The 13,832-nt window shown below is 71.0% G+C and carries 12 protein-coding genes and 1 tRNA gene; 5 read left to right on the top strand and 8 right to left on the bottom strand.

Annotation, left to right across the window (positions count from 1 at the left end; genetic code table 11):
* The first annotated feature begins 27 nt into the window (after positions 1-27).
* Both IEY91_RS27360 and IEY91_RS27355 read left to right on the top strand, forming a co-directional pair.
* A complete protein-coding gene (locus IEY91_RS27360; RefSeq protein ID WP_189176038.1) occupies positions 28-1,434 on the top strand; it encodes a sensor histidine kinase in 1,407 nt (468 codons plus the stop codon).
* A gap of 183 nt (positions 1,435-1,617) precedes the next feature.
* Entirely contained in the window at positions 1,618-3,090 is a 1,473-nt protein-coding gene (locus tag IEY91_RS27355) for a cellulose binding domain-containing protein (RefSeq protein WP_189176037.1), read from the top strand.
* 80 nt (positions 3,091-3,170) lie between these two features.
* Here the strand turns inward: IEY91_RS27355 and IEY91_RS27350 are convergent, their stop codons facing one another.
* From IEY91_RS27350 to IEY91_RS27335, 4 genes are all read right to left on the bottom strand, one after another.
* Positions 3,171-4,619: a GH1 family beta-glucosidase gene (locus tag IEY91_RS27350; RefSeq protein ID WP_189176036.1), complete on the bottom strand. Its 1,449-nt coding sequence runs from the start codon at positions 4,617-4,619 to the stop codon at positions 3,171-3,173.
* A 78-nt stretch (positions 4,620-4,697) separates the two neighbouring features.
* Complete coding sequence (locus IEY91_RS27345) at positions 4,698-5,549, bottom strand: carbohydrate ABC transporter permease (protein WP_164324771.1); 852 nt, start codon at positions 5,547-5,549, stop codon at positions 4,698-4,700.
* Positions 5,550-5,558: 9 nt separating this feature from the next.
* A complete protein-coding gene (locus tag IEY91_RS27340; protein WP_189176035.1) occupies positions 5,559-6,587 on the bottom strand; it encodes a carbohydrate ABC transporter permease in 1,029 nt (342 codons plus the stop codon).
* Between the two features lie 7 nt (positions 6,588-6,594).
* Positions 6,595-7,932, bottom strand: coding sequence for an ABC transporter substrate-binding protein (locus IEY91_RS27335; protein ID WP_189176034.1), 1,338 nt, complete (start codon positions 7,930-7,932; stop codon positions 6,595-6,597).
* Positions 7,933-8,194: 262 nt separating this feature from the next.
* On the opposite strand from IEY91_RS27335, the gene IEY91_RS27330 reads away from it, so the two are divergent.
* A complete protein-coding gene (locus IEY91_RS27330; RefSeq protein WP_189176033.1) occupies positions 8,195-9,250 on the top strand; it encodes a LacI family DNA-binding transcriptional regulator in 1,056 nt (351 codons plus the stop codon).
* Between the two features lie 126 nt (positions 9,251-9,376).
* Positions 9,377-9,805: a PPOX class F420-dependent oxidoreductase gene (locus tag IEY91_RS27325; protein ID WP_229697256.1), complete on the top strand. Its 429-nt coding sequence runs from the start codon at positions 9,377-9,379 to the stop codon at positions 9,803-9,805.
* 213 nt (positions 9,806-10,018) lie between these two features.
* Here the strand turns inward: IEY91_RS27325 and IEY91_RS27320 are convergent, their stop codons facing one another.
* The gene (locus IEY91_RS27320; RefSeq protein WP_189176218.1) at positions 10,019-10,504 is read right to left on the bottom strand and encodes a VOC family protein; all 486 of its coding nucleotides are present in this window, start codon (positions 10,502-10,504) and stop codon (positions 10,019-10,021) included.
* 96 nt (positions 10,505-10,600) lie between these two features.
* On the opposite strand from IEY91_RS27320, the gene IEY91_RS27315 reads away from it, so the two are divergent.
* Positions 10,601-11,182 carry a TetR/AcrR family transcriptional regulator gene (locus IEY91_RS27315; RefSeq protein ID WP_189176217.1) on the top strand — a complete coding sequence of 194 codons (582 nt, stop codon included), beginning with the start codon at positions 10,601-10,603 and terminating at the stop codon, positions 11,180-11,182.
* 61 nt (positions 11,183-11,243) lie between these two features.
* On the opposite strand, the gene IEY91_RS27310 is transcribed toward IEY91_RS27315, so the two are convergent.
* From IEY91_RS27310 to IEY91_RS27300, 3 genes are all read right to left on the bottom strand, one after another.
* Positions 11,244-11,316 (bottom strand) — tRNA-His (locus IEY91_RS27310).
* 111 nt (positions 11,317-11,427) lie between these two features.
* Positions 11,428-12,030, bottom strand: a complete 603-nt coding sequence (gene orn / locus IEY91_RS27305; protein WP_164324781.1) for an oligoribonuclease — start codon at positions 12,028-12,030, stop codon at positions 11,428-11,430.
* A 10-nt stretch (positions 12,031-12,040) separates the two neighbouring features.
* The gene (locus tag IEY91_RS27300; protein ID WP_164324783.1) at positions 12,041-13,321 is read right to left on the bottom strand and encodes a helix-turn-helix domain-containing protein; all 1,281 of its coding nucleotides are present in this window, start codon (positions 13,319-13,321) and stop codon (positions 12,041-12,043) included.
* Between the last annotated feature and the right edge of the window lie 511 nt (positions 13,322-13,832).

The raw sequence follows: 13,832 nt of genomic DNA, 5'->3' as shown, positions 1-13,832 counted from the left end.
CCGGGCCCGTCCCGCGGGAGCCGCGCCGTGAGGTGGGCGCTCGTGAAGGTGTGCCTGGCCGTCACCACGATGGTCGTGGCCGCCTTCGCCATCCCGCTCGGCCTCGTCATCCAGGAGATGGCCCGCGACCGCGCCTTCTCCGCCGCCGAACGGCACGCCGCCGGCATGGGCCCCACCCTCTCCATCACCACCGACCGCGACCAGCTCACCCGGGCCGTCGCCACCTCCGAGGCGGGCGGCGACGGGCGGATGGCCGTGTACGTACCGGCCGTCGGCAGGACCCCGGCGCTGAAGATCGGCGACCGCCGCGCCACCGCGCGCGACGTGGAGGCCACGCGTGCGCAGGGCCGGGCCAGGACCGCGGGCGTGCCCGGCGGCTCGGCGCTGCTCCAGCCCTTCGGGCTCGGCTCCGGGGAGATCGCCGTCGTCGAGATCTTCGTGCCGGAGAGCGAGGTCAGCAACGGTGTCACCACGGCGTGGCTGGTGCTCGCGGGCGTCGGTGTCGCGCTGATCATCGGGTCCGTCGCGGTCGCCGACCGGCTCGGCGTACGCATGGTCCAGCCCGCGCGCCGCCTCGTGGGCGCCGCGCACGACCTGGGCGAGGGCAAGCTCGGGGCGCGCGTGCCGGAGGACGGTCCCACCGAACTGCGGCTCGCCGCCGTGGCGTTCAACTCCATGGCCGACCAGGTCGTCCAACTCCTCTCCAACGAGCGGGAGCTGGCGGCCGACCTCTCGCACCGGCTGCGTACGCCCCTGACCGTGCTGCGCCTCAACGCGGCCTCGCTCGGCGACGGGCCCGCCGCCGAGCAGACCCGCGTCGCCGTGGAACGCCTCGAACGCGAGGTCGACACCATCATTCGTACGGCACGTGACGCCAAGCCGCAGACGGCGGCCGGGGTGCACATCGGGCCCGGGGCCGGGTGCGACGCCGCCGAGGTGATCCGCGAGCGGATGGGGTTCTGGTCGGCGCTCGCGGAGGACGAGGGGCGCGAGGCGCGGGTCGCCGGCGTGGACCGGCCCGTGTGGATCCCCGTGGCGCGGGCCGAACTGGTCGCCGCCCTGGACGCGTTGCTCGGCAATGTCTTCCGGCACACGCGGGAGGGGTCGGCGTTCGCCGTCGACGTGCACAGCGGGGAGGACGCGGTGATCGTGCTCGTCTCCGACGCGGGGGGCGGCATCGCGGATCCGCAGGCCGCGTTGGCCCGCGGCAACTCGGGTGCCTCGGCGGGCTCGACCGGCTCCACGGGCCTCGGTCTCGACATCGTGCGTCGCCTCGCCGAGTCCACGGGGGGCGATGTGCGCATCGGCAGCTCGATGCTCGGCGGGACCGAGGTGCGGCTTTGGATCCAGCGGGATCCCCGGCGGTCGCCGGTCGGGGGGCGGCGGCGGGGGGCCGTGCGGCGGCGGAAGCGGGTTTCGGCGGGGCCGGAGTAGAGCGCTCTCAGCCGTCGCGGGCGCGGTGCGCCGGCGCAACCTTTCCCGACTCCGATCGCACTCTTAAGCGCACCCTAAGATCACCGTCCCAAACCCGACAGGCCCGTTTTGTCGCGCCTCTGGCTGGCTAACGTGCGGAGCAGTCCCCACCCCGCACCCCCCCCCGAAGAGGCAGGCACCCCCATGAGCACCCACCGTCGCAGGATCACCGGCAGGCAGAAGGCGATAGGTGCCGTCGTCACGGCCGCCGTCGTCGGTGGCGGTGCCTTCCTGTTGTCCGGCACGGCCCAGGCGGCCTCCGTCGGCGCCGCGTACACCAAGACCAGCGACTGGTCGGGCGGCTACACCGCGCAGTACGTCGTCAAGAACAGCACCGGCAAGGCCCAGTCCGACTGGACCCTGGAGTTCGACCTGCCCGCGGGCACCAAGCTCAGCTCGCTGTGGAACGCCGAGCACAAGACCGACGGCAGCCGCGTCACCGTCACCCCGCCCAAGTGGGACAAGGAACTCGCCCCCGGCGAGTCCCTGACGGTCGGCTTCGTCGTGACCGGCGCCGCCGACCCGGTCAAGTGTCTGATCAACGAGGCGAAGTGCGCGGCCGACGACGGCGCGGCCCCCCAGCCCTCCGGCCGCCCCACCGGGAAGCCCACCGAGGACCCGACCGGGAAGCCGACGGAGAAGCCGACCGACAAGCCCACCGACAAGCCGACCGAGAAGCCCACCCCGACCCCCACCAAGACCCCCGGCGAGGGCACCGGAACCAAGGGCTCCGCCAAGTTCGCCCCCTTCGTGGACACCTCACTCGCCCCGGCGTACGACCTCGTCGACACCGCCACGAAGACCGGCGTGAAGGAGTTCAACCTGGCGTTCGTCACGTCCGGCGGCGGCTGCGAGCCCCTGTGGGGCGGCACCACGGCGCTCGGTGACGACAAGGTGGCCGCCCAGATCGGCGACCTGCGCGCCAAGGGTGGCGACGTCCGCGTGTCGTTCGGCGGCGCCGCGGGCTCCGAACTCGGCCTGCGCTGCGACAGCGCCGACGCCCTCGCCAAGGCGTACGGCAAGGTCATCGACGCGTACAAGCTCACGAAGGTGGACTTCGACATCGAGGGCGCGGCCCTGCCGGACACCGCCGCCAACTCCCGCCGCGCGCAGGCGATCGCCAAGCTCCAGAAGGACCACCCCGGGCTCGACGTCTCCTTCACGCTGCCGGTGATGCCCGAGGGCCTGACCCAACCCGGCGTCGACCTGCTCGCCGACGCGAAGAAGAACGGCGTCAAGACGTCGGCCGTGAACATCATGGCGATGGACTACGGACCCGCGTACAGCGACGACATGGGCAAGTACGCCACCCAGGCGGCGACCGCCACGCAGGCGCAGATCAAGGGCGTCCTCGGCCTGTCGGACGCCGAGGCCTGGAAGACCGTCGCGGTCACGCCGATGATCGGCGTCAACGACGTCACCACGGAGATCTTCAAGGTCGACGACGCCACCGAGCTGGTGAAGTTCGCGCAGGACAAGGGCATCGGCTGGCTGTCGATGTGGTCCTCGACGCGCGACAAGGCCTGCGCGGGCGGCAACAACTCCGTGCAGCCGACGTGCTCGTCGATCGAGCAGGACCCGCTGGCGTTCACGAAGGCGTTCGCCGCGTACAAGTAGCCCCCAGTTCCCCCCCAGGTTCCCCCCACGGGAAACACGCGCCCCGGCCGGACCCCCACCCGGCCGGGGCGCACCCCTGTTCAGTCCTCGACTGTGGGCGGCACCTCCCCGCTCGCCGCCACCTTCCCGTACCACTGCGCGCTCGTCTTCGGCGTCCGCGCCTGCGTCTCGTAGTCGACGTACACCGCCCCGAACCGCTTGCTGTAGCCGTACGACCACTCGAAGTTGTCCAGGAGCGACCACAGGAAGTAGCCGCGGACGTCCGCTCCTTCGAGGAGCGCCTCGTGTACGGCGGTGAGGTGGCCGTGCAGATAGCGGACGCGGTCGGGGTCGTGGACCTGGCCGCCCGCGCCGGGCTTGTCGTCGTAGGCGGCGCCGTTCTCCGTCACGAAAAGCGGAACCCCGGGAGCTTGAGCGGTGTACTCGAGGAGAAGGTCCTTCAGGCCGGTGGGGTCCACCGGCCAGTCCATGGCGGTGAGTTCACCGGACGCCCGGTGGAAGGAGACGCGGTCGGCGCCCGGCCAGGGGGAGTGGTCGGCGGCGCCGTGCCCGTCGTGACGCGGACTGTCCGCGGCGGCGCCGACGGAGGCCGACACGACAGCGGGGGAGTAGTAGTTGATGCCGAGGAAGTCCAGCGGCTGCTTGGCGATGGCCAGGTCGCGGTCGCTCACGAAGGACCAGTCCGTGATCCGCGCGGTGTCCGCGAGCAGATCGTCGTCGTACGTCCCGCGCAGCATCGGCCCGGTGAAGACGCGGTTGGCGAGCGCGTCGATGCGGCGGCGCGCGTCGAGATCGGCGGCGGAGGAGGTGAGCGGGCGCACGGCGCTGGGGTTGAGGCAGACGCCCACCCGCGCGCGGGTGGGCAGCGCCGCGCGCAGCGCCCGTACGCCCAGGCCGTGGGCGAGGTTGAGGTGATGCGCCGCGCGCAGGGCGGCCGCCGGGTCGGCGCGGCCGGGCGCGTGCACCCCCGAGCCATAGCCCAAAAACGCGCTGCACCAGGGCTCGTTGAGGGTCGCCCACAAGTCCACGCGGTCACCGAGCGCCCCGGCGACGATGCCCGCGTACTCCTCGAACCGGTAGGCGGTGTCCCGCTCCGGCCAGCCGCCGCCCGCCGGGGAGCCGCTGGGGAAGGCGGACTCCAGCTCCTGGGGCAGGTCCCAGTGGTAGAGCGTGACCATCGGCGTGATGCCGTGCGCGAGCAGTTCGTCGACGAGCGCCCGGTAGAAGTCGAGCCCGCGCTGCACGGCGGGCCCGCGCCCGGTGGGCTGCACCCGGGGCCAGGACACCGAGAAGCGGTACGCGCCGATCCCGAGGTCGGCCATCAGCCGCACGTCGTCGCGCCACCGGTGGAAGTGGTCGCAGGCCACGTCCCCGGTGTCCCCGCCGAGCACCTTGCCCGGCGTATGACTGAAGGTGTCCCAGATCGACGGCGTCCTGCCGTCCTCGGCCACCGCCCCCTCGATCTGGTATGCGGCGGTCGCGGCGCCCCATAGGAAGGAGGGCGGGAATCGCAGGTTCGCGTCGGTCATGGAAGCGCTCCCATGGGTCGTACGGAATGGAAGAGTCGTACGGAAAAGAGGAGAGGCGGGGCACGCGGGCCGTGGCGGCTAGCCCTTTACGGCGCCCTGCATGATCCCGCCCACGATCTGCTTGCCGAACAGGACGAAGGCGATGAGCAGCGGCAGCGTGCCGAGCAGCGCGCCCGCCATGATCACGGACTGGTCGGGGATCTGACCGCGGCCGAGCCCGGCGAGGGCCACCTGCACGGTCGGCTCGCCGTTCTGCGTCAGCGCGATGATCGGCCAGAAGAAGTCGTTCCAGGCCATCACGAAGGTCAGCATGCCGAGGACGGCCATCGCGGGCCGGGCCGCGGGAAAGACCACGTGCCAGATCAGCCGGAGACTGCTCGCCCCGTCGACCCGGGCGGCCTCGATCACCTCGGTGGGCAGCGCCTCGATGAGGTACTGCCGCATGAAGAACACCCCGAAGGCGCTCACCAGCGTCGGCAGGATCACCGACTGCAGCTGATCGGTCCAGCCGAACTCGGCCACCATCATGAACAGCGGTACGACGCTGAGCTGCGGCGGCACCATCATCGTGCCGATCACGAGCAGCAGGAGCAGCCCCCGGAAGCGGAACCGCAGCTTGGCGAAGGCGAAGCCCGCGAGGGTGGAGAAGAGCACGGTGCCCACGGTGATGCTGCCCGCCACCACGAGGGTGTTGAGCAGCGCCGTGCCCATGTTGGCGTCGGTCCAGGCGATCTCCAGGTTCTTGAAGAGATTGCCGCCGAACCAGAAGGGCGGGGGCGTCTCGGCGAGCCGCGTGTTGTTGCGCGAGGCGGCGATCGCGGTCCACACCAGCGGGAAGAGGGAGCCGATGGTGAAAAGGATCAGCACGGCGTACGCCAGCTTGCCGCCGTGCAGTTGGCGGCCGGCGCCGCGTTTCTTGAGGCTGGTCACGTCATCCCCTCACGAGCTTCGGCGGATCCACCGGCTGATCGCCCAGTTCAGCAGGCCGACCAGGACGAGAATGAGGAACATGGTCCAGGCGATCGCCGAGGACCGCCCCAGGTGCTGGTTGAACCAGCCCTGTTCGTACAGATAGAGACCGAGCGTCTGGAACTGGTGGTCGGAGCCGCCGGTGGGGCTCGCGCCCTGGCTGAAAAGGAGCGGCTCGCCGAAGAGCTGGGTCGCCCCGATCGTCGACACCACGCAGGTGAACAGGATCGTCGGCCGCAGCGAGGGAATCGTGACGTGCCGGAACTGCTGCCAGCGGCTCGCGCCGTCCAGCGCCGCCGACTCGTACAGATCGTTGGGGATGGCCTGCATCGCGGCGAGATAGATCAGCGCGTTGTAGCCGGTCCACCGCCAGATGACGATGGAGGAGACGGCGAACTGCGCGGTCCAGTCGCCGTTCTGCCAGTCGACGGCGTCCACGCCGATGAGCCCGAGCGCCCAGTTGATCATGCCGTGGTCGGTGCGGCTGAACATGAGCACGAAGACGAGCGTCGCCGCGGCCACGGACGTGGCGTACGGGGTGAGGATCGCGACGCGGAAGAACATCGAGCCGCGCAGCCGGTAGTGCAGGAGATGGGCGAGGCCGAGCGCCATCAGGAGCTGCGGCACGGTGGAGATGAGGCCGATGGTGAAGGTGTTGCGCAGCGCGTTCCAGAAGAACTCGTCCTCCATGAGCCGCGAGAAGTTCCGCAGGCCCACCCACTCCATGTCGGTGGGCGTCCCCAGCTCCACTCGGTGCAGCGAGGCCCACCCCGTATAGAGGAGCGGGAAGAGCCCGAAGGCGATGAAGAAGAGGAAGAACGGCGCGATGAGGGCGTAGGGACTCCACTTCACGTCCCGGCGGTAGCGGCGGCTGCGCCGGGCGCGGCGACGCTCGGCGGCCGGGTCGGCGAGCAGCGTCCCGGCCCGCGCGCGGGGGGCCGCGCCCTCCTCCCCGGTGGAGGGCGCGGCGGTACGGGTGTCGCTCGGGATGTCGGTCACCGGATGATCACTGGTCCAGTGCGTTGTCGATCGTCTTCACGGCTTTGTCCCAGGCCTTGTCGGGAGACGTTCCCTTCTGGTCGACGCCGAGCATCCCGGTGTCGGCCAGGTACTGGGAGATGATTCCGTCCTTGGGGCCGATGGGCTGGACCGGCACGCCCTCGGCGGCCTTGGCGAAGATCTGTCCGACGGGCGCGTCGCCGAAGTAGGCGTTCTTGGCGTCCTTCACTTCGGGCAGGCCGTACGCCGCCTCGGCGCTCGGGAAGCTGGCCCGCTTGTCGAACAGCTTGGCCTGCTGCTTCGGGGCGGTCAGCCAGGCGACGAGCTTGGCGGCCTCCTCCTTGTTCTTGCCCGCCTCGGGCACGGTCAGGAAGGAGCCGCCCCAGTTGCTGGGCTTGGGCGCGGCGGCGACGTCCCACTGGTCCTTGCCCTTGTCGCCCGCCTTGTCCTTGATGTAGCCGAGCATCCAGGGCGGGCAGGTCACGGTGGCGAAGGAGGCGTTGGAGAAGGCCTGGTCCCAACTGGGCTGGAACTGCTGGAGCTTGGCGGTGAGCCCGGCCTCGGCGAAGTCGGCCGCGAGGTCCCAGCCCTCCTTCACGCCCGCGCTGTCCTTGTAGACAAGATCGCCCTCGGCGTCGTAGAACTTCTCCTTCCCGGAGCCGTGCACGGCGGCCATGACGCCCGTGGCGCCGTCGACGAAGGCGGTCCCCTCGGGCGCCTTCTTCTTGAACCGCTTGCCCGTCTCCAGGTACATGTTCCAGTCGCCCGCCCACAGCTTGCCGACCGCCTCGCGGTCCGTCGGAAGGCCGGCCTTCTTGAACAGGTCCTTGCGGTAGCAGATGCCGGTCGGCCCGATGTCGGTGCCGAGGCCGATCGTCTTGCCGTCGTCGGTGGTGCCCTGCTGCCACTTCCAGTCGAGGTAGGCGCCCTTGTCCACACCCTGGGTCCTGCCGAGGTCCACCAGCTTGCCGGAGTGGGTGCCGGTCAGCTCGGCGATGTTGCCGACCTCGACGGCCTGGATGTCGGAGAGCCCGCTGCCGCTGCTGAGGTGGGTGAGGAGTGCGGGCCAGTAGTTCTCGTTGCGCTGTACGGAGTTCTGCTTGATGTCGATGTCCGGGTTGAGCTTCTCGTACTCGTCGTAGAGACCGGCCTCCTGCAGGCCGAAGGCGCCGAACACGCCGACGCTCAGGGTCGTCCTGCCCTTGCCGCCTCCTCCGCCGCCGCCCGAGGAGCCGCCGGGCTCGTCCCCGGAGTCCTCCGCGCAGCCGGCGAGCAGCCCGGTGGTGAGGGCGGCGACGGCCGCGAGGACCACGGCCTTGCGGGACGTTCGAGTCCTGTAGCGCATTACGTCCTCCTGGTGCCCGGACGTACCGATCACCGGCCAACTACCGTGTGAAATAAGGGGATTGGCGGCATGTGGCTCGGATGGGGACGTGCGGGGCGGGTAAGAGCCGGGTAGGGTGGGAGCGCTCCCATGTGTGATGCCTTGAAGGTTCGCGGCTTGCCACGGGGGTGTCAAGGCACCGGACACCGGGAGTTGCGGGCCGTCGGCGGCGTCGCTGGTGGCCGTGGTCCTGCTGTTAGATTCGCGTCGTGGGGAGGCACTGATGGGGAGTGGTCAGGCCAGGGGGCGCGGTGGCGGGCGGCCTACGCTGGAGGAGGTCGCGGCGCGGGCGGGGGTCGGCAGGGGCACGGTGTCCCGGGTGATCAACGGCTCGCCCCGGGTGAGCGAGCACACGCGTGCGGCCGTCGAGGAGGCGGTGGCGGAGCTCGGCTATGTCCCGAACACGGCGGCTCGCGCGCTGGCCGCGAACCGTACGGACTCGATCGCTGTGGTCGTCCCCGAGCCGGAGTCCCGCTTCTTCGCGGAGCCGTACTTCTCGGACATCATCCACGGCGTGGGCACGGCGCTCGCCGACACCGACATGCAGCTGGTCCTGACCTTCGCGGGCGGCGACCGGGAGCGCCGCAGCCTGGCGCAGTACCTGTCCGCGCACCGCGTGGACGGCGTCCTCCTGGTCTCCGTGCACGCCGACGACCCCCTCCCCGACCTGCTCCAGCAACTGGCGATCCCGGCGGTGATCAGCGGCCGCCGCTCGGCGGACGAGCCGCTCGCCTCGGTCGACTCCGACAACTTCGCGGGCGCGCGGGCGGCCGTCGACCACCTCCTCGGCCGGGGCCGCCGCGCGATAGCCACGATCACGGGGCGCCTGGATGTGTACGGTGCCCAGCGCCGCCTCGACGGCTACCGCGAGGCGCTCGCCGAGGCGGGCCACTCCGTCGACGAGGCCCTGATCGCCCGCGGCGACTTCACCGAGGACGGCGGCCGCCGCGCCATGACCGAGCTCCTGGCCCGCCGCCCCGACCTGGACGCGGTCTTCGCCGGCTCGGACGTGATGGCGGCGGGCGCCCGCCAGGTCCTCCGCGAGGCGGGCCGCCGCATACCCGCCGACGTGGCCCTGGTCGGCTTCGACGACTCGGCCATCGCCCGCCACATGGACCCACCCCTGACCAGCGTCCGCCAGCCCATCGCCGAGATGGGCCGCACCATGACGGACGTCCTGCTCGCCGAGATAGCCGACACCCGCCCGGCGACGGCCCGCCACCTGACACGCCAGCAGATCGTGCTGCCTACGGAGCTGGTGTGCAGGGAGTCGTCGTGAGGGGCGAGGTCCCGAAAACGGGATGATCTTGTCGCCGGTGCGGAGTAGCGTCCTCGGCCGCACGAGCCGTCACAGCCGCACCGGCTGTGCCGGCCGCACGAGCAAGGGGAGCGAATGATGAAGCCGATGACCGACGCCGAGTGGCGTTCCTTCGTTCTGACGGGAACCCGCACCGGCAAACTGGCCACGAACCGCGCCGACGGCCGCCCGCACGTCACCCCGGTGTGGTTCCTCCTTGACGACACGGGCGAGGACACCTACCTGCTCTTCACCACCTGGCACGCCTCCCTGAAGCACAAGTCCCTCCGCCGGGAGCCCCGCTTCTCCCTGTGCGTGGACGACCAGGAGCCGCCGTACTCGTACGTGATGCTGGAGTGCACCGCCGACTTCACGGACGACCCGGGGCTGATGCGGGAGTGGGCCACCCGGATCGGCGGCCGCTACATGGGCCAGGAGCGGGCCGCCGCGTACGGGGAGCGGAATTCGGTGGAGGGCGAGTATCTGGTGCGGGCCCGGGTGGACCGGGTGATCGGGTTCGGCGGGGTGGCGGACTGAGGGTGACCAGGCGTCATCCAACCGGGTCGGCCTGACGCGGAACTCGGCGTGTTGGACGGAGCTGTCGCGGGCACTTGAACAACATGAAGATCCTCTTTCTGCTGGCGCTCGTCGGCATCGCGGTCACGCTCTGGTCCATGCGGTCGAAGAAGCGCAAGTAGCGGTGCGCGGAGTGCCACGGCGCGCCCCACCGATCACGCGGCGGCCCGGGGGTCAGGCGTCGGTGTACTGGGCTGCGTACTCCTCGCTGGGCGGTATGACCGTGATGACGTCGATCAGTACGCCGTCGGGGGCGGCGACGATGAAGTGGCGCTGGCCGAACTCCTCCGTACGCAGGGGCAGTACCTCGGGCAGGCCGGCCTCCGTCACGAGCCGCTGGTGCTCGGCGTCCACGTCGTCCACCTCGAAGTTCAGCAGCAAGCCGCCCCGGAGTGCGGCCCGGTGGTCCTCGGGGACGGTCGCGTGGGAGTGGTCCAGCAGGGCCAGCTCGTACTGCGGGGCGTCGGGGCGTCGCAGACTCACGTACCAGTCCGCCTCGAAGGTCACCTCGAACCCGAGGTGACGGGTGTAGAAGTCGCGCGAAGCGGCCACGTCCCGGGTGGCGAGCACCGGGTAGAAGCCGCTGAGCTTGCTCGTGGGCTTGATCGTGGGCCCGGTCGTGAGTTCGCTCGTGAGTTTGGTCGTGAGTTCGGCCGTCATGGAGAGGTCCCTTCCCGTCCATTTCACATACTCGGGGTATGCGAACATGGCGTTAGCATACCCGGGGTACGCGAAATGGAAAGGGTGGTGCGCGCGATGGCGGTCAACCGGGCGGAGCAGCGGGCGGCGACGCGGCGGGCGCTGCTGGCCGAAGGGCGGCGCCGGTTCGCCGCCGACGGGTACCACCACGTGGTGCTGGCCGAGGTGGCGCGTGCCGCAGGGGTCACCAAGGGGGCGGCCTACCACCACTTCGACAGCAAGGCGGGGCTCTTCCGCGCCGTCGTCGCCGAGGTCCAGCAGGAACTGGGCGAGCGGGTCGCGACCGCGGCCGAGCGGCACGACGACCTCTGGGAGCAACTTCGGGCGGGCTGCCGGGCCTTCCTGGCCGCGGGGACCGATCCGGCCGTGCGGCAGGTCCTCCTGGTCGACGCGCCGACCGTGCTGGGCTGGGACGAGTGGCGGGCTCTGGACGAGGAGTCCTCCGGCCGGCACCTCGCGGAGGCCCTGGCGGCGCTCACCGCGGCCGGGATCATCGCGGAGCAGCCGGTGGAGCCCCTGGTCCGGCTGCTCTCGGGGGCGATGAACGAGGCCGCGCTCTGGATCGCGCGGGGCGGCGACCCGGGAGCCGCGGAGCAAGCACTCGACCGGCTGCTTGCGGGCCTGCGCACCCCGGCCTGACCTGTCATGGGCCATGACGAAGGCCCGGCCTGCTTTCGCAGGCCGGGCCTTGATCATTCAGGGTGAGTGACGGGACTTGAACCCGCGGCCACCTGGACCACAACCAGGTGCTCTACCAACTGAGCTACACCCACCATGAGCCGGTCTTTGGTGTTCTTCCGACCGGCCGAGAAAAAGTGTACAGGGTCCGAAGGGGTGCTCGCGCACGCGTTTTACGGACCCCGTACACGGGGTGCCGGGGAGGGCTAATCCGCAGGCAGGACGTACTTCGCGGCGATCGACTTGGCGGTGTCCGAGTCGGGCCCGGGCTGCGGGACGAAGACCGCCTCGCGGTAGTAGCGCAGCTCCGCGATGGATTCGCGGATGTCGGCGAGCGCCCGGTGGTTGCCGTTCTTGTCGGGGCTGTTGAAGTACGCCCGGGGGTACCAGCGCCGGGCCAGCTCCTTGATGGAGGAGACGTCGACGATGCGGTAGTGCAGGAAGTCCTCCAGGGTCGGCATGTCCCGCAGCAGGAAGCCGCGGTCCGTTCCGACCGAGTTGCCGCACAGCGGGGCCTTGCGGGGCTCCTTCACGTGCTGACGGATGTAGGTGAGGACCTGCTCCTCGGCGTCGGCCGGCGTGGTGCCGCCGGCCAGCTCGTCGAGGAGCCCCGAGGTGGTGTGCATCTGCCGCACCACCTCGGGCATGGTCTCCAGGGCCGCGTCCGGCGGGCGGATCACAATGTCCACACCTTCGCCGAGCACGTTCAGTTCCGAGTCGGTGACCAGTGCGGCCACCTCGATAAGTGCGTCGTCCGTCAGCGAGAGCCCGGTCATCTCGCAGTCGATCCACACCATGCGATCGTTCATGCGCCCAACCCTACGGCGCGCTCCTCTGGCCGGGCAGGGGAGCACGGCCCGGCGCGTACATGTCGGAGTGCGGTTTGCCCGCGTCCATCGGCAGCGACGCCGTGGCGCCGAGCGAGCTCGCGGCCGCCGTACGCCGGGTCTGGGACGGCACGGGGCCCGGGGAAAGGCCGGGATTCCCGCCCGGTCCTGGACCCGGACCCTCCGCGGAGACCACCGAGGCGGTCGCGGGCACGGTGGCGGCCGCGGCCGCCGACTCGAGCGCGCGCTCGCTCTGCGGCCGGCGCGCCCGGTACGCGGCGCGGTAGGCGGCGGGCGAGGAGCCGAGCTGGCGCCGGAAGTGGCCGCGCAGGGCGACCGGCGAGCGGAAGCCGCAGCGTCCGGCGACCTCGTCGACGGAGTAGTCGGACGTCTCCAGGAGCCGCTGTGCCTGCAGCACCCGCTGGGTGATCAGCCACTGCAGGGGAGCGCTCCCGGTCAGCGAGCGGAAGCGCCGGTCGAACGTGCGACGGCTCATGTAGGCGCGGGCGGCGAGCGTCTCCACGTCGAACTGCTCGTGGAGGTGTTCGAGCGCCCAGGCCACGACCTCGGCCAGCGGGTCGGCCCCGATCTCCTCCGGCAGCGACCGGTCCAGGTAGCGTTCCTGGCCTCCGGCGCGGCGCGGCGGCACGACGAGCCTGCGGGCGAGCGCGCCCGCCGCCTCATTGCCGTGATCGGTGCGCACGATGTGCAGACAGAGATCAATTCCGGCCGCGGTGCCTGCCGACGTCAGCACGTCGCCGTCGTCGACGAACAGCTCCCGCGGATCGACGTGCACGGACGGATAGCGCTTCGCGAGCGTCGGCGCGTACATCCAGTGCGTCGTCGCCGGGCGGCCGTCCAGTAAACCGGCTGCCGCGAGGACGAACGCGCCGGTGCACAGGCCGACGATGCGCGCGCCTTCCTCGTGCGCGCGGCGCAGCGCGTCGAGTGCCTCAAGGGGCGGTGGCGATGTGATCGACCGCCAGGCCGGCACGACCACGGTGCCCGCCCGCGAGATCGCCTCCAACCCGTGGGGCGCGGTCAGTTCGAGTCCGCCGGTGGTGCGCAGCGGACCTTCCTCGCCGGCGCACACGAGCAGCCGGTATCGAGGGACTCCCGCGTCCTGCCGGTCAATGCCGAACACGGAGAGAGGTATGGAACTCTCGAAAATGGGACCACCGCTGAAGAGCAGCACCGCGACGATTTCCCTACGGCGCCGCCCGGAGAGTTTCCGCGCCGCGGCTTCCTGCACGGCAGTGGAGTCGTGGCTCATGGCGCTAAGCCCCCCTCGGTCGTCGCGGCTCCCTGTTCTTGGCGCGCTTGCTGGACCTGTCGCTCCTGCACGTTTCCCCTCGGTCCTCCACCAGTCCCCCGCCGTACTACAGTCAAGATCGAATCTACTGCGTCACGTGACGCCGCCGTGACCAGTTCACCAACCGGCGCATTGTCGACATGGCAACTTGGCGTGAAGCATTCGATCACGAAGCGTCGCACTCACGGGGCGCCCAGGGAAGTGCGCCTCGTGCCAGTGGCCGGTCAACGTAGGGTGCAGAGCCCTTCCGTGCTCCTTTCACCCCTGGTGGGACGTGGGTTGACCCCCTGTTCGGCCAGGGAACGCCGACGGCTGGGAAGTTGGCTGAAAACGTACGGGGTAGCGTGCGGGAATCAGTCAGTCCACCGGCGTGCCCGGCGCCGTGTGGCGACCGCCCCGGTGCGCCCCCGGCGCCTGCCGTCGGCCCCGCCAGCGCCCGCCCGCGCTCCGCTGCGCGCGGGCCCGCGCCGCC

It is taken from the genome of Streptomyces lasiicapitis, assembly GCF_014646335.1.
GTDB classification, from domain to species: Bacteria; Actinomycetota; Actinomycetes; order Streptomycetales; family Streptomycetaceae; genus Streptomyces; species Streptomyces lasiicapitis.
Note: the sequence above shows the minus strand (reverse complement) of the source record. Positions and strands in the feature narration are given on the sequence as shown.

Coding starts and splice junctions, on each gene's coding strand:
- IEY91_RS27355 (WP_189176037.1), top strand. CDS start 1,618: ATGAGCACCCACCGTCGCAGGATCACCGGCAGGCAGAAGGCGATAGGT.
- IEY91_RS27350 (WP_189176036.1), bottom strand. CDS start 4,619: ATGACCGACGCGAACCTGCGATTCCCGCCCTCCTTCCTATGGGGCGCC.
- IEY91_RS27335 (WP_189176034.1), bottom strand. CDS start 7,932: ATGCGCTACAGGACTCGAACGTCCCGCAAGGCCGTGGTCCTCGCGGCC.
- IEY91_RS27330 (WP_189176033.1), top strand. CDS start 8,195: ATGGGGAGTGGTCAGGCCAGGGGGCGCGGTGGCGGGCGGCCTACGCTG.
- IEY91_RS27325 (WP_229697256.1), top strand. CDS start 9,377: ATGACCGACGCCGAGTGGCGTTCCTTCGTTCTGACGGGAACCCGCACC.
- IEY91_RS27320 (WP_189176218.1), bottom strand. CDS start 10,504: ATGACGGCCGAACTCACGACCAAACTCACGAGCGAACTCACGACCGGG.
- IEY91_RS27315 (WP_189176217.1), top strand. CDS start 10,601: ATGGCGGTCAACCGGGCGGAGCAGCGGGCGGCGACGCGGCGGGCGCTG.
- orn (WP_164324781.1), bottom strand. CDS start 12,030: ATGAACGATCGCATGGTGTGGATCGACTGCGAGATGACCGGGCTCTCG.
- IEY91_RS27300 (WP_164324783.1), bottom strand. CDS start 13,321: ATGAGCCACGACTCCACTGCCGTGCAGGAAGCCGCGGCGCGGAAACTC.